General features: G+C 42.6%; 19 protein-coding genes. 12 read left to right on the forward strand and 7 right to left on the reverse strand.

Features of this window, described 5'->3' with window-relative positions; translation table 11 throughout:
* Positions 1 to 165: 165 nt before the first annotated feature.
* Both IEX80_RS15120 and IEX80_RS15125 read right to left on the reverse strand, forming a co-directional pair.
* Complete coding sequence (locus IEX80_RS15120; RefSeq protein WP_229701643.1) at positions 166 to 981, reverse strand: alpha/beta hydrolase; 816 nt, start codon at positions 979 to 981, stop codon at positions 166 to 168.
* 147 nt (positions 982 to 1,128) lie between these two features.
* Positions 1,129 to 1,803, reverse strand: a complete 675-nt coding sequence (locus IEX80_RS15125; protein ID WP_262892452.1) for an NAD-dependent epimerase/dehydratase family protein — start codon at positions 1,801 to 1,803, stop codon at positions 1,129 to 1,131.
* Between the two features lie 140 nt (positions 1,804 to 1,943).
* On the opposite strand from IEX80_RS15125, the gene IEX80_RS15130 reads away from it, so the two are divergent.
* Positions 1,944 to 4,454, forward strand: a complete 2,511-nt coding sequence (locus tag IEX80_RS15130; protein WP_188833370.1) for an AsmA family protein — start codon at positions 1,944 to 1,946, stop codon at positions 4,452 to 4,454.
* Between the two features lie 335 nt (positions 4,455 to 4,789).
* Positions 4,790 to 5,650, forward strand: a complete 861-nt coding sequence (locus IEX80_RS15135) for a sigma-70 family RNA polymerase sigma factor (RefSeq protein ID WP_090528912.1) — start codon at positions 4,790 to 4,792, stop codon at positions 5,648 to 5,650.
* 210 nt (positions 5,651 to 5,860) lie between these two features.
* On the opposite strand, the gene IEX80_RS15140 is transcribed toward IEX80_RS15135, so the two are convergent.
* A complete protein-coding gene (locus IEX80_RS15140) occupies positions 5,861 to 6,358 on the reverse strand; it encodes a helix-hairpin-helix domain-containing protein (RefSeq protein WP_176627996.1) in 498 nt (165 codons plus the stop codon).
* A 122-nt stretch (positions 6,359 to 6,480) separates the two neighbouring features.
* Positions 6,481 to 7,581 carry a glutamine-hydrolyzing carbamoyl-phosphate synthase small subunit gene (gene carA, locus IEX80_RS15145; protein ID WP_176627995.1) on the reverse strand — a complete coding sequence of 367 codons (1,101 nt, stop codon included), beginning with the start codon at positions 7,579 to 7,581 and terminating at the stop codon, positions 6,481 to 6,483.
* Positions 7,582 to 7,873: 292 nt separating this feature from the next.
* On the opposite strand from carA, the gene panB reads away from it, so the two are divergent.
* A complete protein-coding gene (gene panB / locus IEX80_RS15150) occupies positions 7,874 to 8,689 on the forward strand; it encodes a 3-methyl-2-oxobutanoate hydroxymethyltransferase (RefSeq protein WP_176627994.1) in 816 nt (271 codons plus the stop codon).
* Between the two features lie 60 nt (positions 8,690 to 8,749).
* Positions 8,750 to 9,496, forward strand: coding sequence for an RluA family pseudouridine synthase (locus IEX80_RS15155; RefSeq protein ID WP_090528924.1), 747 nt, complete (start codon positions 8,750 to 8,752; stop codon positions 9,494 to 9,496).
* A gap of 25 nt (positions 9,497 to 9,521) precedes the next feature.
* On the opposite strand, the gene yiaK is transcribed toward IEX80_RS15155, so the two are convergent.
* Positions 9,522 to 10,505 carry a 3-dehydro-L-gulonate 2-dehydrogenase gene (gene yiaK, locus IEX80_RS15160; RefSeq protein ID WP_090528927.1) on the reverse strand — a complete coding sequence of 328 codons (984 nt, stop codon included), beginning with the start codon at positions 10,503 to 10,505 and terminating at the stop codon, positions 9,522 to 9,524.
* Between the two features lie 89 nt (positions 10,506 to 10,594).
* Here yiaK and IEX80_RS15165 point away from each other — a divergent pair, with 89 nt between their 5' ends.
* Positions 10,595 to 11,101, forward strand: coding sequence for a DUF5004 domain-containing protein (locus IEX80_RS15165; RefSeq protein WP_090528930.1), 507 nt, complete (start codon positions 10,595 to 10,597; stop codon positions 11,099 to 11,101).
* Between the two features lie 108 nt (positions 11,102 to 11,209).
* Positions 11,210 to 11,788 carry a phosphoribosylglycinamide formyltransferase gene (gene purN, locus IEX80_RS15170; RefSeq protein ID WP_090528933.1) on the forward strand — a complete coding sequence of 193 codons (579 nt, stop codon included), beginning with the start codon at positions 11,210 to 11,212 and terminating at the stop codon, positions 11,786 to 11,788.
* Positions 11,789 to 11,832: 44 nt separating this feature from the next.
* Here the strand turns inward: purN and IEX80_RS15175 are convergent, their stop codons facing one another.
* Positions 11,833 to 12,117 carry a type II toxin-antitoxin system RelE/ParE family toxin gene (locus IEX80_RS15175; protein WP_175490006.1) on the reverse strand — a complete coding sequence of 95 codons (285 nt, stop codon included), beginning with the start codon at positions 12,115 to 12,117 and terminating at the stop codon, positions 11,833 to 11,835.
* Between the two features lie 14 nt (positions 12,118 to 12,131).
* Complete coding sequence (locus IEX80_RS15180; protein WP_188833371.1) at positions 12,132 to 12,368, reverse strand: hypothetical protein; 237 nt, start codon at positions 12,366 to 12,368, stop codon at positions 12,132 to 12,134.
* A gap of 195 nt (positions 12,369 to 12,563) precedes the next feature.
* Between IEX80_RS15180 and purH the strand changes: the two genes are divergently transcribed.
* From purH to rodA, 6 genes are all read left to right on the forward strand, one after another.
* Positions 12,564 to 14,090: a bifunctional phosphoribosylaminoimidazolecarboxamide formyltransferase/IMP cyclohydrolase gene (gene purH, locus IEX80_RS15185; protein WP_176627990.1), complete on the forward strand. Its 1,527-nt coding sequence runs from the start codon at positions 12,564 to 12,566 to the stop codon at positions 14,088 to 14,090.
* 273 nt (positions 14,091 to 14,363) lie between these two features.
* Complete coding sequence (locus IEX80_RS15190) at positions 14,364 to 15,386, forward strand: rod shape-determining protein (protein ID WP_090528947.1); 1,023 nt, start codon at positions 14,364 to 14,366, stop codon at positions 15,384 to 15,386.
* 116 nt (positions 15,387 to 15,502) lie between these two features.
* Positions 15,503 to 16,336, forward strand: coding sequence for a rod shape-determining protein MreC (gene mreC, locus IEX80_RS15195; RefSeq protein WP_188833372.1), 834 nt, complete (start codon positions 15,503 to 15,505; stop codon positions 16,334 to 16,336).
* The gene (locus IEX80_RS15200) at positions 16,329 to 16,847 is read left to right on the forward strand and encodes a rod shape-determining protein MreD (RefSeq protein WP_091165673.1); all 519 of its coding nucleotides are present in this window, start codon (positions 16,329 to 16,331) and stop codon (positions 16,845 to 16,847) included. Before mreC ends, IEX80_RS15200 begins: the two co-directional genes overlap by 8 nt.
* On the forward strand, positions 16,844 to 18,877 hold the full coding sequence (gene mrdA, locus IEX80_RS15205) for a penicillin-binding protein 2 (protein ID WP_188833373.1): 2,034 nt from the start codon (positions 16,844 to 16,846) through the stop codon (positions 18,875 to 18,877). The genes IEX80_RS15200 and mrdA overlap by 4 nt, the downstream gene beginning before the upstream one ends.
* Entirely contained in the window at positions 18,874 to 20,139 is a 1,266-nt protein-coding gene (rodA, locus tag IEX80_RS15210) for a rod shape-determining protein RodA (protein WP_175490007.1), read from the forward strand. The genes mrdA and rodA overlap by 4 nt, the downstream gene beginning before the upstream one ends.
* The last annotated feature ends 60 nt before the right edge of the window (positions 20,140 to 20,199 follow it).

The following is a 20,199-nucleotide window of genomic DNA, read 5'->3' on the forward strand; positions in this document are numbered from 1 at the left end:
CTCATACAGTATATAGCGTTGCCGTTACTAAAAATGAATCCGGCGCACTGGGAAAATCAAATAACATCTTTGCCCTTGTGACAACACTTTTCCGGCAAACCAATAAAAAAGCGGAACAGTCAATCACGACCAATTCCGCTTAAAACTGTAACAAAAACTATCTGATTATTTAACGCCATTTGCCGCGTCGATGATGACTTTGGCAACGGCCTCAGGCTGCGAAATGAAGATCACGTGGCTGCCTTTTACCTCTGTTACTTTTGCACCGGCACGTTTGTACATGATACGCTCAACATCGGGCACAATGCTTTTATCTTCGGTGGCCACTATAGCATAGCTTGGTTTGGTTTTCCATGCCGCTTCGGCAACAGGCGTAACAAAACATTGAACCGAAGTTGGCCCCTGCGATGCAAACATGAAGTCGGCTTCGGCTTTACTTAGGTCGCCGGCAAAACCGCCATGAAATTTGGCTTTATCATAGTAAACAAAACCTTTATCATCTGGCGGCAAAATACCATTTTCGGGAGCCGGAGGTGCCGACTGTACCCATTTAATCGTATTTTCCCCTTTATCGGGCATAAACGCGGCTATATAAACTAACGCTACTACTTTTGAATTATTCCCGGCTTCAGTAATTACCGTACCACCATAAGAGTGGCCTACCAATACCGTCGGTCCATCCTGTTTATCCAGAATCCGGTTGGCGGCGTCAACGTCGTCCTTTAAAGAAGTAAGCGGATTTTGCACCACGGTAACATTATAACCTTTTTTTGTAAGGATATTGTACACGGCCTTAAAGCCCGAGCCATCGGCAAAGGCGCCGTGCACTAATACAATGTTTTTTACGGCCTGTGCCTGGGCGGCGGCCTTAAAAGTAAAGGCAAACAAGCTGCCTAATAAAATAACTGCCGCAATTAAATGTGCTTTTAAGCGGCCTTTCATGAATTTTGTGTTCATTTTTTGCTGGAGTTTAAGTTTCATAAATAATACTGTTGACAGTACCATTTCAAAGCTTGCTCCAAAAACACAAAACACTATTAATCAATATATTAATCAAAATACAACTACCCAACACTTACGATATATCGGGTTTACACGATGGCTTTCTCCATATATCATTACCCGCTGTTAGCTATTCGCCATGGCAACGATATCTTTTCCATCTAATATCCAGCGGCCGGCGCCGCGGTTCGCGGTATTGATCATGGCTTTGCCAACTTCCTCAAGTGTAATAAAACCTTTTGGGTAAATAAGGCGGCCTATAGGGTACATCCAGCTGATGTATTTATAAAATGGCAGGGTATTTTTTGCCCCCTTAAAGCTTTTCATAAAGCCGGGCCTGAAGTTAAATACCTGTTTGAAGGGCAGCTTCATCAAATCATTTTCGGTTTTACCTTTTACCCGGGCCCACATACTGCGGCCCTTTTCAGTACTGTCGGTACCGGCACCGGATACATAACAAAAAGTCATATCCGGATTAATTCGGCTCAAAATTTCGGCCACGTGCATGGTTAGCAGGTAAGTTACTTTATAATAAGCTTCTTCGCTCATCCCTACCGACGAAACGCCTAAACAAAAAAAGCAGGCATTGTAACCTTCTAACTGATCCTGAATGGGTTTGAGGTTAAAAAAATCAGCATGTATAATTTCCTTCAGTTTAGGATGTGTTACACCACAGGGTTTACGGTTAATAACCAATACTGCTTCAACCTTATCGCTCAATAAACATTGATGCAATACCCCCTCGCCTACCATACCGGTGGCTCCTGTTATAATAGCCCTTATTTTATTAGTTGTTTCCAGATACTGATGTAGCCGATTATACCTTTAAAATATTGTATCTTATAGCAGATTTATTTACCCATTCCTATACCTTGTGTTAATTATATGTTACAATACAAACAATTATATAACCATAACGCTTTAACAATAAATTAGTTGAAATGCCAAAATGGTTAAAAATAACCTTAAAGGTCGCCGGAGCGCTCGTTGGTTTAATTATAATTATGTTTATTGCCCTTACTGTTTATGTTAATAATAATAAACAAAGGGTGCTTGCTATGATCACCTCCGAGCTCAATAAAAACCTGAACGGAACGCTAACCATCGGCACTATTGATCCAACGTTATTTAAAGGTTTTCCTGGGGTATCTGTCGAACTGAAAGATGTAGTACTGAAAGATAACCGCTGGGCGCAGCATCATCATACATTGCTTACCGCCAAAGATTTTGAAGTATCAGTAAACGCCTCTGCCCTTTTAAAGGGCGAAGTGGTGATCAATAAAATAGATATCAGCAATGCCGATATCGATCTGTTTACCGATAGCACCGGCTACAGCAATACCTCGATATTTAAAACAAAACCTAAACTTGAAAAAGACCCGAAAGAAAAACAAACCAGTTCATCAACACAGATCGGGAGGTTTTCGTTAAACAAAGTGAATTTTGTGGTTGATGACCGTCATGCTTATAAACTATTCAAATTCGCTGTTAATGATATCCGGGGCCGCCTGGATTACCCTGCTAAAGGGTGGAACGCCGATATCGACCTGAATACGATAGCAAACAGCTTTTCCTTCAATACCAAAAAGGGAAGCTTTATGAAAAACAGGCTTTTAAAGGGGCATTTTGATATCAGTTATGATTATGCATCGCAGGTTATTAACCTTGCCCCCAATACATTAAACATTGGCGATAACCCATTTACCGTGGGTGCACAGTTTAATCTTAAATCGCCCGAAACTGATTTCACCATTAACCTGAAAGCGGATGAAATTTTATGGAACGATGCTGCTAACCTACTGGCTGCCAACATCACCAAAAGCCTCAAAATGTTTGATCTGAAAAAGCCAATTGATGTTACCTGCGATTTGAAAGGAAGTTTTGGCGGCGGCGGCGATCCGTTGATTTACGTTACGGCCAAGGTTAAAAACAATGTGTTAACTACCCGGGGCGGCACTGTTGAAGATTGTAGTTTTAATGGCGTATTCAGTAATAACTACATCAATGGCAAAGGTTTAAATGACGATAACTCGGTTATAAAGCTTTATCATTTTAACGGCAGCTATAAGAATATTCCATTTACTATTGATACCGCATTTATCAACAACCTGAATACACCGGTGGCTACCGGGATTTTCAGATCGCGCTTTCCCGTTACCAAACTTAACCCGGTTATTGGCGATGAAAGCCTGAAATTTACCAAAGGCATTGTTGATTTAAAACTTGCTTATAAAGCCGATATTGTAAATTTTAAATTCACCAAACCCTTCGTTACCGGTAATGTAGATATTAAAAATGCGGATGTAAATTACCTCCCTCGTGGGCTCGTATTCAAAAACAACTCCATTGCCTTAAAATTTACCGATAAAGATCTTTATATAAATAATATCCGCCTGCAAAATGGCAGTAGCGTAGTGTACATGCAGGGTAAGGTGAGCAATTTCCTCAACCTGTATTATACCGATCCACAAAAGATTTTGATTGTATGGCAGATCACCAGTCCGCAGATACATCTTGGCGAGTTTTTAGGCTTCCTGAACAACCGCGGATACGAAAGCAGTAAAAGCAGCGGAGGAGCGGGCAAAAGGATGTCTAATGCCAAAATTACCAATCAACTTAATACCGCCTTTGATAAAGGGCAGGCCGAACTTCACTTGCGCTTAGCCAAAGTATATTATAAAAAGTTTTTGGCGACAAGCGTTAATGCCGATATCCTTTTAGCCGACAACACCATGAAAATGCGCAATGTAAGCCTTAAAAGCTCGGGAGGATCATTGAGTTTAAGCGGCCTGGTGCTGCAGGGGCCAACCAATAATTTTGCCATTAGCACAACTATTAACCACGTAAATACTAATACTTTCTTTGCATCGTTTAACAACTTCGGTCTCAAGGATTTTACCAGCGATAACTTGCGGGGTTTTCTATCGGCAAGGGTTGATATTAAAGGCGGGATCAAAAACACCGGCGACCTGGTACCGAAATCAATAAAAGGATTTGCACAGGTTAATTTAACAGATGGTGCATTGGTAAACTTTGCGCCCATAAAAAGCGTAGGCAAATTTGCCTTCCCTTTTCGCGACCTGGATAATATAACTTTTGGTGATTTAAAAGCCCGGTTTGATCTTGATGGTGATAAAATAAAAATTGCGCCCATGCAAATTAACTCGAGCGTACTCAACATGGATGTGGAAGGTACCTATTCGCTATCGCGGGGTACTAACATAGCCCTTGATGTACCCTTGCGCAACCCGAAGAATGACAGCAAAATAGCAGATGAAACCGAACGTAATAAAAAACGTATGAAAGGCATTGTTTTACACATACTTGCCACCGATGGCGATGAAGGTAAAATAAAAATTAAGTGGAACAAAAACCATAAAAAAACAAAAGCAGATGATGATGAGCAGAAGACAGATGACACCCAACAAGCGCCTGAACCTAAACAAGATTAGCTTAATTGCATACAATCGTTACTTTAACCGTTGTTTCATGGTGTTTAAATGACACTATAATAGCAAATAAATGTTTATCTTTGTGCTGTTCATTATAGGGTAATATGTTGATTAAACATTTATTGGTTAGCACATTATTTTAAAACTTTTAAACCGCTCGTTCCTTACAGCAATAATATCAGAAGAAAACCCTCGTTTTAAATATTAAATACTTATCCCGGGTTCACAAATAAAGAAGGAAGCAAAGTTTAATGTAGTCTGTTTTAACTCCGGTTGTTTAACCCGGCACATGTATCTTATTGAACCGTTTTTAGCTTAATAATCTGTATTAAAAAATGAGACAACTTAAAATATCCCAATCAATCACTAACCGCGAATCGGCATCGCTCGAAAAATACCTGCATGATATTGGCAAGGTAGATTTGATCACAGCTGAGGAGGAAGTGATCCTGGCGCAAAAGATCCGTGAGGGCGACCAGGTAGCGTTAGAACGTTTGACAAAAACAAACCTTCGCTTTGTGGTATCGGTTGCTAAGCAGTACCAAAACCAGGGCCTTACCCTGGGCGACTTAATAAACGAAGGAAACCTTGGTTTAATTAAAGCGGCAAAACGCTTTGACGAAACCAAAGGCTTTAAATTTATTTCATATGCCGTATGGTGGATCCGTCAGTCAATCCTGTCGGCCATTGCCGAGCAATCGCGTATTGTGCGTTTACCACTGAACCAAATTGGTTCATTGAGCAAAATACACAAAGCAGCTTCAAAACTGGAGCAGGAATTTGAAAGACAGCCAACACCCGAAGAACTTGCAGACAACCTGGAAATTTCGGTTGATAAAATTGCCGATTCGATGAATAACGCCGGCAGGCAGATTTCAATGGACGCGCCTTTTATTCAGGGTGAAGAAAACACCTTACTTGACGTATTGGCCAGCTCTGATGCTGCCACCGATACCGAAGTAATGGCTGATTCTTTATCGCAGGAAATTAAACGCTCGTTAGGTATCCTTGCCGAACGTGACCGTGAAGTGTTAATGTTATTCTTTGGCCTTGGTGGTCATGCTCCTCATTCGTTAGAGGAAATAGGTGAAAAATTTGATTTAACCCGCGAGCGTGTTCGCCAGTTGAAAGACAAGGCTTTGATGCGTTTACGCCACAATTCAAAATCAAACCTGTTACAATCATACTTAAACTAATCCAGGATATCCGCCTGAGTTTTTATACCAAAACCGCGAATGAGATTTCATTCGCGTTTTTTTTTGTGGGATGATGTTTTTAATTCCCTCCCTTGGGAGGGATGTGTTGGAATGTGTAATGACAGGGAGGGGTTTATACAACATTGCCCAATTGAAGAAACCCCTCCCTACACCCTCCCAAGGGAGGGAATCGCACAATCCCGTACTTTTTTATTTACTCCCCGCAAACCCTTTCCCCTTACGATACTGCGGCAACTCGTACCACGCCTTTGCAGGTCGGCTTGCAGGGAAGCCATGCTCGGCCCGGTAAGCTTTTCGCTCGGCAGTGAAATGCCACCAGCTTTTGCCAGTGTTACCATGTTTAATATAATCTGCCAATAATCGGTATGAATCCTCCACGCATGGATCGGCCCAGGCACCCACATGCCGTTCAAATGCATTGAATAGTTCAACCGGGTCTTTTCCTTCCAGTTGTTGTAATGAGTAATACCCTTGCTGTATCAGTTCAGTTGCAAAATTGATCCCTAATGACGGAATACTTTGGAACTCAATCAACGCGTTGATCTCCCTGGCACGTTCGGTATCCGCATTCAATATCATTGCAACTTCATCCGGGGCGAAAGTAGTGAGATCGGCTATTTTTGTTTTTTGAGCCCGGAGAATAGCTTTCTCTTCTGCCGTTAAAAGCAGGTTAATTGATTTCTTCATAATTCAGGCAGGTATATAACTAAGTTAAAAAGGAATCCTGAGAAATAAAAAAGCCTTCCAAACTAAATTGAAAGGCTTTCGAACATCCGCACATTTAAAATCTGTACAGGTGCAATCAAAATTTATTTCATCAATTTGATAAAGTCATCAAACAAATACCTTGAATCATGCGGACCAGGTGAAGACTCAGGGTGATATTGCACCGAGAAGGCTTTTTTACCTTTTACGCGAATGCCTTCGATAGATTGGTCGTTCAGGTTAACGTGGGTGATCTCTACCTTATCCGAAGCACGTACGGCTTCCGGCACTACACCAAACCCATGGTTTTGAGAAGTAACCTCGCAATGGTTAATGATGATATTTTTTACCGGGTGGTTTAAACCACGGTGACCGTTAAACATTTTTTGAGTTGGGATATCGTTAGCCAAAGCCAGCAACTGGTGGCCTAAGCAAATACCGAACATCGGCTTATCAGCAGCTAAAATCTCCTTTACAGTTTCAACCGCATAAGGCATCGCTGATGGATCGCCGGGACCGTTTGAAATGAAATAGCCTGTAGGGGCAAAATCTTTCTCCATTTCGGCATAAGTAGTTTTTGCAGGGAATACTTTGGCATAAACCTCGCGCGAATCAAAATTGCGAAGGATGTTTTTCTTTACACCAAGGTCAAGCACCGCTACACGATAAGGAGCATCCTCGCTGCCAAAAGTATAGGTTTCGGTAGTTGATACCTGCGATGAAAGCTCCAGGCCATCCATAGAAGGCACCAGGTCAAGTTTTGCTTTCAGTTCATCCAGGTCTAATATTTCTGATGAAATGATGGCGTTCATAGCGCCTTTATCACGAATGTGGCGAACAAGCTGACGGGTATCTATATCAGATATACCAACTATGTTTTGCTCCTGGAAATAATCCTGTATCGATTCATCGGCCTGTTTACGGCTGTAGGCGATGTTATAGTTTTTGCAAACCAGGCCTGCAATCTGGATCCTGCCCGATTCAACTTCTTCGTTAGCAATACCGTAGTTACCAATGTGCGCATTGGTGGTTACCATAATTTGCCCAAAGTATGAAGGGTCGGTAAAAATTTCCTGGTAGCCGGTCATGCCGGTATTAAAACAAATCTCGCCGGTGGTAGTACCCATTTTGCCCGCAGCTTTACCGTAAAAAACGGTACCGTCGGCAAGCAGCAATATAGCCGGTAATTTGGTGAAATAATTCATCGCTTAAAAAAATTGAAAGGGTTAAATGATCGGATCGCCTGGTTCAAAGCCCCGTGAAAACTGATAGAAATATTGAAGTAAGGAACTTCCGGATTCACGGCGCAAAAGTAGAAAATAATTTCGGATTTCGGGTGTGAGATTTTGGAATTATTTTGATTTCGGATTTATTAGGCTTTCTGCCGATAAAATAACAAATCAAAAACAGAAAAATCCGAAATCGAAATTTCGAAATCCGAAATCCAATTAATCCAAAATCAAAAAGTACCTTTGCACTGCGATAACACATTTATCAATGTCTGTAAATAAAGAAATAAAGCGTATCACCACCAATACCATCCAGGAGATGAAGGTTCGTGGCGAAAAGATCTCTATGCTTACCGCATATGACTATTCGATGGCTACCATAGTCGACGATGCCGGGACTGATATCATCCTTGTTGGTGATTCGGCCTCCAATGTGATGGCGGGTCACGAAACTACGCTGCCTATAACGCTCGACCAGATGATCTATCATGCATCATCTGTGGTACGTGCGGCTAAACGTGCATTGGTGGTTGTCGATCTGCCTTTTGGATCATACCAGGGCAACTCAAAGGAAGCGCTGAACTCAGCCATCCGCATTATGAAGGAAGCCGGGGCACACGCCGTTAAAATTGAAGGCGGCGTTGAAATAGCCGAATCAGTTAGCCGGATCTTAACCGCCGGCATCCCGGTAATGGGGCACCTTGGCCTTACACCGCAATCCATATATAAATTTGGAACGTACACCGTACGCGCCAAACATGAAGCCGAGGCACAAAAACTGCGTGATGATGCCCTTAAACTCCAGGAACTTGGCTGCTTTGGTATTGTATTGGAAAAAATCCCGGCCAAACTGGCGCAGGAAGTATCTGAAAGTCTGCAAATCCCTACAATAGGTATCGGCGCTGGTCAGCATTGCGACGGCCAGGTACTGGTAATCCATGATATGCTGGGGATTAACAAAGGCTTTAAGCCCCGCTTTTTACGCCAATACTCCAACCTGTATGATATCATGCACGATGCGATCAAAAATTACAATACCGACGTAAAAAGTAACAGTTTCCCTAACGAGAAAGAGCAGTATTAATTAGCCTATAGTTGATAGTTTATAGATCATAGTAAAGATGATGGCCATGAACTATTAACCATGAACCATGAACTAACACAAATGGCCCGTCCTGAATTTAATTATAGCAATGCCGATATTACCGATAAGGATGTTCTTTATGAGGACAACCACCTTATTGCCATAAATAAACGTGCGGGAGATATTGTACAGGTTGACGAAACCGGCGATGAGCCGCTGGACGAAAAGGTAAAAAAATACATCGCCAAAAAATACAGCAAGCCTAACGGCGCTTTTTTAGGCGTGGTACACCGCCTTGACAGACCGGTAAGCGGCGTGATCCTGTTTGCCAAAACCAGTAAAGCGCTCGACCGGATCAACAAAATGTTTAAAGCCCGCGAAATGCATAAAACCTATTATGCAGTAGTGCGCAAAAAACCATTTCCCGAAGAAGGCACCCTGGTACATTGGCTGGTAAAAAACTCACAGAAAAATGTAACCAAAGCCCATGACCGAGAAGTACAGGGCAGCTTACGCTCGGAGCTAAGCTATAAATTGGTGGGCGAGCTAAACGGATACTATTTAATTGAGGTTGACCCGATAACCGGTCGCCCGCACCAGATCAGGGTACAGCTTTCAACCCTCGGCTGCCCCATCGTAGGCGATAATAAATATGGCTATCCCCGCGGCAGCCTGCGCAAAAGCATTTGCCTGCATGCACGCAAGCTTACGTTTGTACACCCGGTAAAAAACGAACCGGTTGCTATTATCGCTCCCGTACCGCGCGATGGCTTTTGGGAAAAATTTGAGGGAATGATGGTAGGGTAAATTTGTCAGTAGTCAATCCATCGGTTCACATCGCCAAAACCCTTTCCCAGATCTCCTCATTAACAGGTATCCCATCCCGTAAATTCCGCTCTCTTGTTTTGAGCATATTTTCGCCAGGGTATGAAACCTGTTCACCATCAACAGGATTGCTGCTTTTGGTGTAGCCCAGGATTTCATTTATTAAACGCTCATTTTGCTCAGTGTCTGTTTTCAGGCAGATAAACACTTGCGATACGCCCCACTCCTTTTCGTGTTCGCTGATTTTTGAGGTAGATTTTCCTCCGCTTAGTAATGTCGCCAGCAGATCAAGCATCAGCGATAAACCCGACCCTTTCCAAAAACCAATAGGCAACATCCGTTTTGACTGCAAAATGGCATCGGCATCAGTACTTAAATTCCCTTCATGATCATAGCCACCGGGCAATGGCAAAGGTTTATTTTGCGATTTGCTCTCCATCAGCTTACCTACCGAGTATTGCGAAATAGCCATGTCCAATAAGACATGTCCGCCTTTACGCGGCACCGCAATAACCAGGGGATTATTACCAAGCCGCGGGTCGAGCCCGCCCCAGGGCGGCAGGTTAGCAATGGTGTTTGTAAAACAAATGCCTATAAATCCGGCATCAGCCGCCTGTAATCCATAAGTGCCACCACGCATCCAGTGGTTGGTATTTTTGATAGCCACACAGCCTATGCCGTACTCTCCGGCCAGTTCAACAGCCCGGCTCATACATGTGCTTGCGTTTAACATGCCAAGACCAAAATTACCGTTCCATTGCTCAATTGCACCCAGATTGTCTACCATTACAGCTTCAGCATCCGGTTTAAACAAGCCTTCCTTTACAGTTTGTACAAAAGCAGGAAACCGGTTAAGGCCATGACTGTAAACACCATCCCTGCTGTTGGCGGCGAAAATGGCGGCGCATTGCCGGGCTTTTGCAAGCGGCAGATCAATACTTAATAGTACTCTTTCAAATTCGGCTTCAAGTTTTTGGTATGGAACGCGCATTGGTTTTGAAATAAATTTAATTTATAGCGTTTATTACAGTGTACTGATGCAAGGTAATCAACCATATTTTATAATTTTGCCTTTAATAAATGAAAAGAACCCCGCTGTTGTTTTTCCTGTTTTTAATAAGTATTGCGCTGATTGTTAATTCATGCAAGAAAGATAACTTAAGCCACATACCCGGATTATTAGCAGGTAACTGGCAATTGGCTTCTATAACCGTTACCAATTATGTGGGTGATGCCCAGGTATCTTTAGATACCTTAAACCAAACTTGCCAGGATACCCAACTTTTTACCTTCAATGCCGACAATTCCTGCAGCTACACTAATTTTCAATGCAAATCAGATACCGCGAAGGGCCGCTGGTCACTTACTGCAAATAAATTATTTTTAATTTCGGACATGGTTTGTAAAGATACCACCAAAGCATCGGGCGGTACCTCAAAGCCATTTGAAAACACTAAAATAGTTACCTTGGGTAATTATTCGCTGGTATTAGAAACAGGGGATGTTGAACCAAACTATTCGGCAACAAAAAAACGACGCATTATGCGTTACGGGTTTATCAGGCAAAAAGTAACTGCCACCCAATAGTTTTAAATATTTTTAATTGTAAAATGGTTTTAATAGTTTCAATGCCAAGTAAACAGTCAGCCCGATGAAACTATTGTAGCTTCATCTTCGTTGAAAAATAAATTATCGATGAAAAAAAGAATTGCCATTTTCGCTTCAGGTTCCGGCTCAAACGCCCAAAAGTTAATGGAGCATTTTAAACGCAATGCCGATGCCGAAGTTGTGCTGATACTTACCAATAATCCTCAAGCTTACGTTTTACAGCGTGCCGATAACTTTGAGGTACCCTCGCATATTTTCAGTCGCCATGAGTTTTATGAAACAGACGGTGTTATCCGCCTGCTAAAAAACTTACAGGTTGATCTGATTGTGCTCGCCGGTTTTTTATGGCTTGTGCCCCAATCATTATTAAAAGCATTCCCCAATAAGATTATTAACCTGCATCCTGCCCTGTTACCCAAATATGGCGGCAAAGGCATGTACGGCGATAACGTACACCGCAAAATATTAGAAGATAAAGAAGAGGAAAGCGGCATCACCATTCACTTCGTTAACGAAAACTTTGACGAAGGCGAGATTATCCACCAGTCGAAATTTAAAATTGAACCGGGCGATACGCTTGAGATCGTAAAATTTAAAGGCCAGCAGTTAGAGCATAATCATTTCCCGAAAGTTGTTGAGGCGCTGTTGAAAAAGATGAAAAGCTGAGTTGTTTAGTGATTAGGGGGTTATCTAAGTTCTTTTATGGGTTATTAAAACAACAATGACCCATGTATAATTCCGTAAACAGTCAATTCACCATCAACAATTTTAAAGGCTATAACCCAGTCATTGAAATGACTGCAAGAATATTTGAACGCGGCTAAAACCTTATGGTTACAAATGGAATGCTGTACTCCAGGTACAGCTAATCTTTTGATAGCTGTCTTGAATTTCAAAGCATATCTTGCACCGCTTCCCGGTGTATTTTTCGATTCTACAAAATCAACAATCGCATCAATAACCTTTAAGGCCTTAGGCTTAATAGTAACGTTCAAAATACAGGATGGGCTTATTGAGTATATTTAGAAAAAGCTTTATCTAACGGAATATCTTCTTCATCAAGATCTTTATTTAAATAATTAATCAGCTCTTCGTCTGTTGCTTTTCTTCCAATCCCCCTCGCGACGTCAATTGTATTCAAATCCTTAACTTCTTGTGTTTGCGCAGAAAGACCAAGCTCTTCAGCAAGCTGCATCAACAAGCGGGTCTTTTTTTCCGAATTTGATTGAATAATCACCGTAGTCATATACTAAGTTACCAATTATTTATGAATACCTCAACAATTAGCCTATCGAACGCACGGTAATACACATTAAATATCGCCTGCTATAAAATTTCGATGTGGATAAATATCGATCCTATGCTAATAACTAATCTCTAATTAACTAACCTCCAATTAACTAAATATCACTACCTTTGCGGCTCAAAAAACAGTGTGTACATGAGCCAGTCAGTTCAAATAAAAAATGCTTTAATTTCTGTTTATTACAAAGATAACTTAGAGCCCATCATTCATGAGTTAAACCGCCTTGGTGTAAATATCTATTCAACCGGAGGTACCGAAACTTTCATCCGCAATTTAGGTGTAAATGTGATCCCGGTTGAGGACCTTACTTCATACCCTTCGATACTGGGTGGCCGTGTTAAAACCCTGCACCCTAAGGTTTTCGGTGGTATTTTGGCCCGCAGGAGCTTTGATGGAGATAAACAACAATTAGAGCAATATGAAATTCCTGAAATTGATTTGGTAATTGTTGACCTGTACCCGTTCGAGGAAACTGTACAATCAGGTGCCGGTGCCGAAGATGTGATCGAAAAGATCGATATCGGTGGTATTTCTTTGATCCGTGCAGCTGCAAAAAACTTTAAAGATGTAGTGATCGTAGCTTCAAAAGATGACTACGCAGGCCTTGAAAATATCCTGAAAACGCAGGAAGGTGCTACCACAATTGATCAGCGCCGTTCATTCGCTCAAAAAGCATTCAACATCTCGTCAAACTACGATACACATATTTTCAACTATTTTAACGAAGCCGAGCCGCTTCCGGTGTTTAAACAAAGTATCCAAACCAGCCAGGTTTTACGTTATGGCGAAAACCCTCACCAAAAAGGAACTTTTTATGGTAACCTTGATGCCATGTTCAACAAACTGAACGGCAAAGAGCTTTCATACAATAACCTGGTTGATGTTGATGCTGCCGTTGCTATTATTGATGAGTTTACTGAGCCTACTATCGCTATCCTTAAGCATACCAATGCCTGCGGTGTAGCTTCGCGTTCATTTATTAAAGAAGCATGGATCGATGCCCTGGCTTGTGACCCTGTATCGGCCTTTGGTGGTGTTATTATTGCCAATGCCGAGATCGACGCAGAAACTGCAACTGAGATCGACAAGATATTTTATGAGGTGCTGATCGCTCCGGCATTTACAGACGAAGCCGTACGGATCCTATCAGGCAAAAAGAACCGCATCCTGTTGGTTCGCCAGCCGGTTGAACTGCCTGTTAAGCATTTCAAAACTTTATTGAATGGTGTAATTGAGCAGGATAAAGACGCCGTCATTGAAGGTCCGGCCCAAATGACTACTGTTACTGAAAAAGCACCGACTGAGGCTGAATTGAAAGACCTGTTCTTCGCTAATAAAATTGTAAAGCATACCAAATCGAACACCATTGTATTTGCTAAAAATAACCAGCTAATGGCAAGTGGCGTTGGTCAAACCTCAAGGGTTGATGCACTTAAGCAAGCCATTATTAAAGCTCAAAGCTTTGGTTTCGACCTGAACGGTGCGGTAATGGCGTCCGACGCTTTCTTCCCCTTCCCTGATTGTGCCGAACTGGCTGCCGAAGCTGGGATCACCGCCATTTTACAACCGGGCGGATCGATTAATGACAAGCTTTCGGTTGCCATGTGCAATGAAAAAGGTTTGGCTATGGTTACTACCGGCGTACGTCACTTTAAACACTAACATTTAAGGTTGACCGGGTTGATTTGGTGAGTAGTTTATTAGGTTAAAAACGTTTGATTGAAGAGTAGGGATTGATTTGGTGAAAAGGAAAAATGTTTTTAACCTGTTTTAACTTAATTTACCTGTAAATCCGGTCAACCATCTAATAAATAAGCTCTATCAACCCAACCCCAACACAATAAATGTGATTTTTTAACGCTTAAGTTTGCAAATTGCTAATTTATTTAAGCGTATTTTTATAAACTTTGCATAACATACTGAAAGAAATACCAGATGGGTTTATTTAACTTTTTTACACAAGAAATTGCTATCGATTTAGGTACAGCAAATACCCTCATTATACATAACGATAAAGTTGTTGTTGACGAACCCTCGATTGTGGCGTTTGACAGAACAACCAATAAAGTGATTGCCATTGGCAGGCAGGCCATGCAAATGGAAGGTAAAACGCACGATAATATCCGTACCGTGCGCCCGCTTAAAGACGGCGTAATTGCCGACTTTAACGCCGCCGAGCACATGATCCGTGGGATGATCAAAATGATTAACCAGGGCAAGGGATGGTTCTTTCCATCGCTGCGTATGGTGATCTGTATCCCATCGGGTATTACCGAGGTAGAGAAACGTGCCGTGCGCGACTCGGCCGAGATTGCCGGCGCCAAAGAGGTTTACCTCATCCACGAGCCAATGGCTGCTGCTGTAGGTATCGGCATCGACGTGGAAGAGCCTATGGGCAACATGATCATCGATATTGGTGGTGGTACAACCGAAATTGCCGTTATCGCTTTATCGGGTATCGTGTGCGACCAGTCGATCCGCGTAGCGGGAGACAACTTCGACTCGGATATCGTTCAATATATCCGTCGTCAGCATAACATCATGATTGGTGACCGTACCGCCGAAAAAATTAAAATTGAGGTTGGCGCTGCCCTTCCTGAACTAAGCGAGCCGCCGGGCGACTTTGCCGTACAAGGCCGCGACCTCATGACAGGTGTACCAAAACAAATTATGGTATCATACACCGAAATTGCACATTGCTTGGATAAATCGATCTCAAAAATTGAGGAAGCGATATTGAAAGCGTTGGAAATTACCCCTCCCGAGCTTTCGGCCGATATTTACCAAACCGGCATCTACCTAACCGGTGGCGGTGCGTTATTGCGCGGCCTTGATAAGCGCGTAGCTGCCAAAACCAAACTACCCGTTCACGTTGCCGAAGACCCTCTTCGCGCCGTAGTACGCGGAACCGGCACCGCCCTTAAAAACATTGGCAATTTTAAATTTTTAATGCAGTAAATTAGAAACAAGAATTTAAGAATTAAGAGACAAGAAGGAAATAAGTTGAATGTTGTTCTCCTTTTCTTGTCTCTTGGTTCTTGTTATCTTGATTCCAATTTCAAATCTGAAAAGCAATGCGTAACCTTTGGATATTTATAACTAAGTATAACGCGTTTTTTTTATTCCTGATTTTTGAGATTAGCTCACTGCTTATTTATATCAAATACAACTCGTTTCAAAAAGCGTCTTTTATTAACTCAACCAATAAAATAACAGGCTCCTTGTATAGCCAGGTTGACGCGTTAAAAGAATACCTGTCATTAAAAGAAACCAATGATAGCCTTGCCCGTGAAAACGCGAAACTTCGCGGCCAGCTCAAAGCTTCTATGTATGTTGATACTGTTGAAAAACACAAGGTTAATGATACCGTTTACAAACAACAATATACTTATATTGTAGCCAAGGTAATCAATAATTCGTTCAATAAACGCAGCAACTATATTACTATTAACCGGGGTAGCAGGGATGGGATCCAAAAAGATATGGGTGTAATAACAAGTGCAGGCGTTGTGGGCCAGGTTATTGCAGTAACCGAGCATTTAGCTATTATCCAATCAGTTTTGCATAAAAACACGCGGTTTAGCGCCATGCTTGCAGGTACTAAAGATATAGGCTCGTTTGTATGGGGCAACGATCTTGATCCGCACAGGGGTGTATTAATAGATATCCAGAATAACGCGCAGCCCAAAATTGGCGATACAGTGGTTACCTCGGGCTATTCACTTTTCCCTACGGGCATACCGTTTGGCAAAGTCACCAACCTGCATGCCAAAGGCGGCGGTTTACTCATCAATGTTGAGGTAGCCTTAGCTGTTGATTTTACAAAGCTTCAATACGTTTACGTGGTAAATAACAAATTTGCCGGTGAACAAACGGTACTGGAGGCCGTACAAAACAAAAATGAGTAGAACTATCCTTGTTAACCTTGTTAGGTTTATAGTTTTGGTTTTTATGCAGGTTTTCCTGTTAAAAAACATAACGTTTTATAATCTTGCCACCCCTTATTTCTATATCCTTTTCATTTTGTTGCTTCCCTTTGAAGTACCTAATCTGCTGCTGTTTGTACTCTCGTTCCTGACAGGCCTCACTATTGATGCTTTTTATGATACACCGGGGCTTCATGCTGCGGCCTGCGTTGTGCTGGCATTGGTACGTGTACTTTTCATCAGCATCACGGTACAAAAGGATGGCTTTGATAACGAGCCCGAACCTACTTTGAGTATCATGGGTTTCAGGTGGTTTTTTACTTATGTGTTGATACTTACTCTATTCCATCACTTTTTCCTGCTTAATTTAGAGGTTTTTAGTTTTTCTGAAATACAATACACACTAAGCCGTGTTGTTTTGAGTTCATTGTTTACCGTATTTTTAATACTAATTTCGGGCCTGCTATTTTTCAGAAGGAAAGAACGTAAATGAATAAGTTTTTTGAACGCCGCTACGTTGTTACCGGTATTTTTATAGCTATCATATTAGCCCTGCTGGGAAGGCTTTACTATATCCAGATAGTTGATGACAAGTACGAGATCTATGCCAACAGTAACGTAAGACGCACAACCATACTTTACCCTGCCCGCGGGCCTATACTTGACCGTAACGGCAAGATCCTTGTACAAAACGAACCCATTTATGATGTTACCGTTAACCCCAAGGAAGTAAAACCTTTTGATACCTTGTTGTTTTGCAAAATGATAGGTATTGATAAGGAAGGTTTCGACAAACGCTTTGCCAAGGCTAAAAAACAATCGCCCAATACAGCATCCGTATTTGAAAAACAACTTTCTGTTCAGTTGTATGCTTCATTGCAGGAAAAGCTGTTTGAGTTTCCGGGCTTCGCTATAGTGCCCCGCACCATACGCACTTATCCCGACTCGGTAGCCGCACAGTTTTTAGGTTTTATTGGCGAGGTCACCGACAGGGATATCAAACGCTCAAACGGATATTACCGCCTTGGCGATTATATCGGCGTTACCGGCGTTGAAAAGGCATACGAAAATGTATTGCGCGGTCAGCGCGGCGTACAGGTACAAATGGTTGATTCGCACGGTGTACCCAAGGGTTCATTTGCCAATGGCGCGCTTGATACCGTACCCCGTTCGGGCGAACGTCTGACCTCGTCGTTAGACGTTGACCTGCAAAGGCTTGGTGAAAAACTGATGCAAAACAAGCTGGGCAGTATTGTAGCCATAGAGCCATCATCGGGCGAGATCTTATGTTATGTGAGCAGTCCTACCTATGACCCTAACCTCATGGTAGGCCGTCAGCGAGGCAATAACCTTGCCAAAATGTACAATAACCCGTACAAGCCGTTTTTCATCAGGCCTATCCAGGCTCAATATCCTCCCGGTTCATCATTTAAACCATTAAGTGCCCTTATCGCGCTGCAGGAGGGCATCGTTAACCCGGGCGAAACCTACTATTGCACTGGGCACTACCGGGCGGGCAACAGGTTGGTCCCGTGTAATAAAGGCGAAGCACATGGTTCGGTAAACATGAGCCGGGCCGTGGCCGTGTCATGTAACGGTTACTTCTCGATGGTTTTTCAGCGTATTGTTGACCGGTACGGGGTAAAAAATACAGAAGCCAATTTCACCGCATGGCGAAATAATGTAATGAAATTTGGCCTTGGCGCCCGGCTTGACCTGGATATGCCGGCCGAAAGCCGTGGTAACGTGCCCACGCCGCTGCATTATGATAACGTTTACAAAAAAGGCGGCTGGCGTTCAAGCACCATCATTTCATTGGCCATTGGCCAGGGCGAGCTTTTGGCAACCCCATTGCAAATGGCTAACCTGGAATGTACTATTGCCAATCGCGGGTTTTACTATAAGCCTCACCTTATCAAGGCAATCGGTACTAAAAACGTAATTAAAAAAGAATACGTTGAAAAAAACTATGTTGGGATAGATTCCGGATATTTTGAGCCTGTTATTAACGGAATGCAGGCAGTGGTTGAAAACGGTACAGCCAGACGGTCAAAAATACCTGATATTATTATGTGCGGTAAAACCGGCACCGCGCAAAATCCGCATGGCGAGGATAACTCGGTATTCGTGGCTTTCGCCCCACGCGATAATCCTAAGATAGCGATTGCTGTTGTAGTTGAAAACTCGGGCGAGGGTGCGCATTGGGCCGCTCCTATTGCAAGCTTCATAGTTGAAAAATATCTAAAAGGTAAGATCAGCCCGCGCGAATCGGGAATTACAGTTGATTATTATGCAAATGCCAACCGCCTGCCCGATCTTAGCCTTTATGCTCAAGACCTGCAAAAAGAACGCAGGCGTGACAGTATCAGGGCGGCAAAGGTTGATTCTATCAAAAAATTCAAAGCTGATTCAATTAAAAAGTTCAAGGCCGATTCAATAAAAAAAGAAAGGCGCGAATCAGCTTATAACAATAAACCGGCGAACTGGATTAAATCATTAACTGGCGGGAGGGCAAGATCATGAGCACTCAGCAGCGGAGTTTCTTCTTCAATGTAGATTGGCTTACAGTTTTTTTGTACCTGGTACTTTGCACCATTGGTTGGTTCAATATCCATGCTGCAGTTTTTGACACCAATCACCCGAGTATAGTCGATGCCTCAACCAATTACGGTAAGCAGTTCATCTTTATTTGCGTATCTGTAGTGATTGGTATTGTTATCCTGCTGCTCGAAAGCCGGTTCATTGCTGCCCTGGCCCCAGCATTTTATGTAGTAATAGTTTTGCTGCTGATACTGGTGTTGGTAATAGGCCGAAACGTAGGCGGTAACCAGGCCTGGATCAACATGGGCGGCGGTTTCCGGCTGCAGCCTTCGGAGTTTGCCAAGTTTGCAACCTGTTTATTGCTTGCGCGATATTTAAGCGGCACCAACATCCGGGTTACCGAACCCAAATCATTTTTAACGGCCGCCGTGATTATCGGGTTCCCGATGTTGCTGATCATGCTGCAGCCCGATACCGGTTCCACACTGGTATTTTGCTCTTTGATATTTGTTTTATACCGCGAAGGGCTTTCTCCTTATTTCCTGGTGATAGCGGGGTTGTTCATCACCCTTTTCGTTACATCGCTATTATACAATCCGCTGTATATTATCCTGATCCTGGCTGTAATAACCGCTTTCATTATCTTTTTATTTAAGCGTAACAGGCAGCTCATCAAAACCGTGATCATCGGCCTTGCAATCTCTATAGCGTTTATATTCAGTGTAAAGTTTATTTATACCCACGTTTTAAAGAAACATCAAACAGAGCGTATTAACATACTCCTGGGTATCACTACCGATTTAAAGGGAAAAGGCTATAATGTAAACCAGTCGAAAATAGCTATAGGCTCCGGAAAAATGTGGGGTAAAGGTTATTTACATGGTACTCAAACCCAATACTCGTTTGTACCCGAGCAAAGTACCGACTTTATTTTCTGCACCGTCGGCGAAGAATGGGGCTTTGCAGGTTCATTAACGGTAATAAGCCTTTTCATGTTCCTGATATTGCGGGTAATTCTTATTGCCGAACGGCAGCGATCCCCTTTTACGCGTATTTACGGTTACGGTGTAGCTTCAGTGTTGTTTTTTCACGTAGTGATCAATATCGGTATGACCATCGGGGTAGTACCCGTTATCGGGATCCCTTTACCGTTCATCAGCTATGGAGGCTCGTCATTACTAAGTTTCACCATGCTCCTGTTCACGCTTATCAAACTCGATTCAAACAGGAAATCGAATGTTTGATAATTTTAGTCAGAAGTCCGTAAGTCAGAAAGTTGGGGTACCTCTAAAATCGTCTTCACC

It is taken from the genome of Mucilaginibacter rubeus (genome assembly GCF_014643835.1).
Classification (GTDB): Bacteria; Bacteroidota; Bacteroidia; order Sphingobacteriales; family Sphingobacteriaceae; genus Mucilaginibacter; species Mucilaginibacter rubeus.

Bases quoted from the DNA above. Each gene is read 5' to 3' on its own strand.
- IEX80_RS15120 (WP_229701643.1), bottom strand. From the start codon at position 981: ATGAAACTTAAACTCCAGCAAAAAATGAACACAAAATTCATGAAAGGC.
- IEX80_RS15130 (WP_188833370.1), top strand. From the start codon at position 1,944: ATGCCAAAATGGTTAAAAATAACCTTAAAGGTCGCCGGAGCGCTCGTT.
- IEX80_RS15135 (WP_090528912.1), top strand. From the start codon at position 4,790: ATGAGACAACTTAAAATATCCCAATCAATCACTAACCGCGAATCGGCA.
- IEX80_RS15140 (WP_176627996.1), bottom strand. From the start codon at position 6,358: ATGAAGAAATCAATTAACCTGCTTTTAACGGCAGAAGAGAAAGCTATT.
- carA (WP_176627995.1), bottom strand. From the start codon at position 7,581: ATGAATTATTTCACCAAATTACCGGCTATATTGCTGCTTGCCGACGGT.
- panB (WP_176627994.1), top strand. From the start codon at position 7,874: ATGTCTGTAAATAAAGAAATAAAGCGTATCACCACCAATACCATCCAG.
- IEX80_RS15155 (WP_090528924.1), top strand. From the start codon at position 8,750: ATGAACCATGAACTAACACAAATGGCCCGTCCTGAATTTAATTATAGC.
- yiaK (WP_090528927.1), bottom strand. From the start codon at position 10,505: ATGCGCGTTCCATACCAAAAACTTGAAGCCGAATTTGAAAGAGTACTA.
- IEX80_RS15165 (WP_090528930.1), top strand. From the start codon at position 10,595: ATGAAAAGAACCCCGCTGTTGTTTTTCCTGTTTTTAATAAGTATTGCG.
- purN (WP_090528933.1), top strand. From the start codon at position 11,210: ATGAAAAAAAGAATTGCCATTTTCGCTTCAGGTTCCGGCTCAAACGCC.
- IEX80_RS15180 (WP_188833371.1), bottom strand. From the start codon at position 12,368: ATGACTACGGTGATTATTCAATCAAATTCGGAAAAAAAGACCCGCTTG.
- purH (WP_176627990.1), top strand. From the start codon at position 12,564: ATGAGCCAGTCAGTTCAAATAAAAAATGCTTTAATTTCTGTTTATTAC.
- IEX80_RS15190 (WP_090528947.1), top strand. From the start codon at position 14,364: ATGGGTTTATTTAACTTTTTTACACAAGAAATTGCTATCGATTTAGGT.
- mreC (WP_188833372.1), top strand. From the start codon at position 15,503: ATGCGTAACCTTTGGATATTTATAACTAAGTATAACGCGTTTTTTTTA.
- IEX80_RS15200 (WP_091165673.1), top strand. From the start codon at position 16,329: ATGAGTAGAACTATCCTTGTTAACCTTGTTAGGTTTATAGTTTTGGTT.
- mrdA (WP_188833373.1), top strand. From the start codon at position 16,844: ATGAATAAGTTTTTTGAACGCCGCTACGTTGTTACCGGTATTTTTATA.
- rodA (WP_175490007.1), top strand. From the start codon at position 18,874: ATGAGCACTCAGCAGCGGAGTTTCTTCTTCAATGTAGATTGGCTTACA.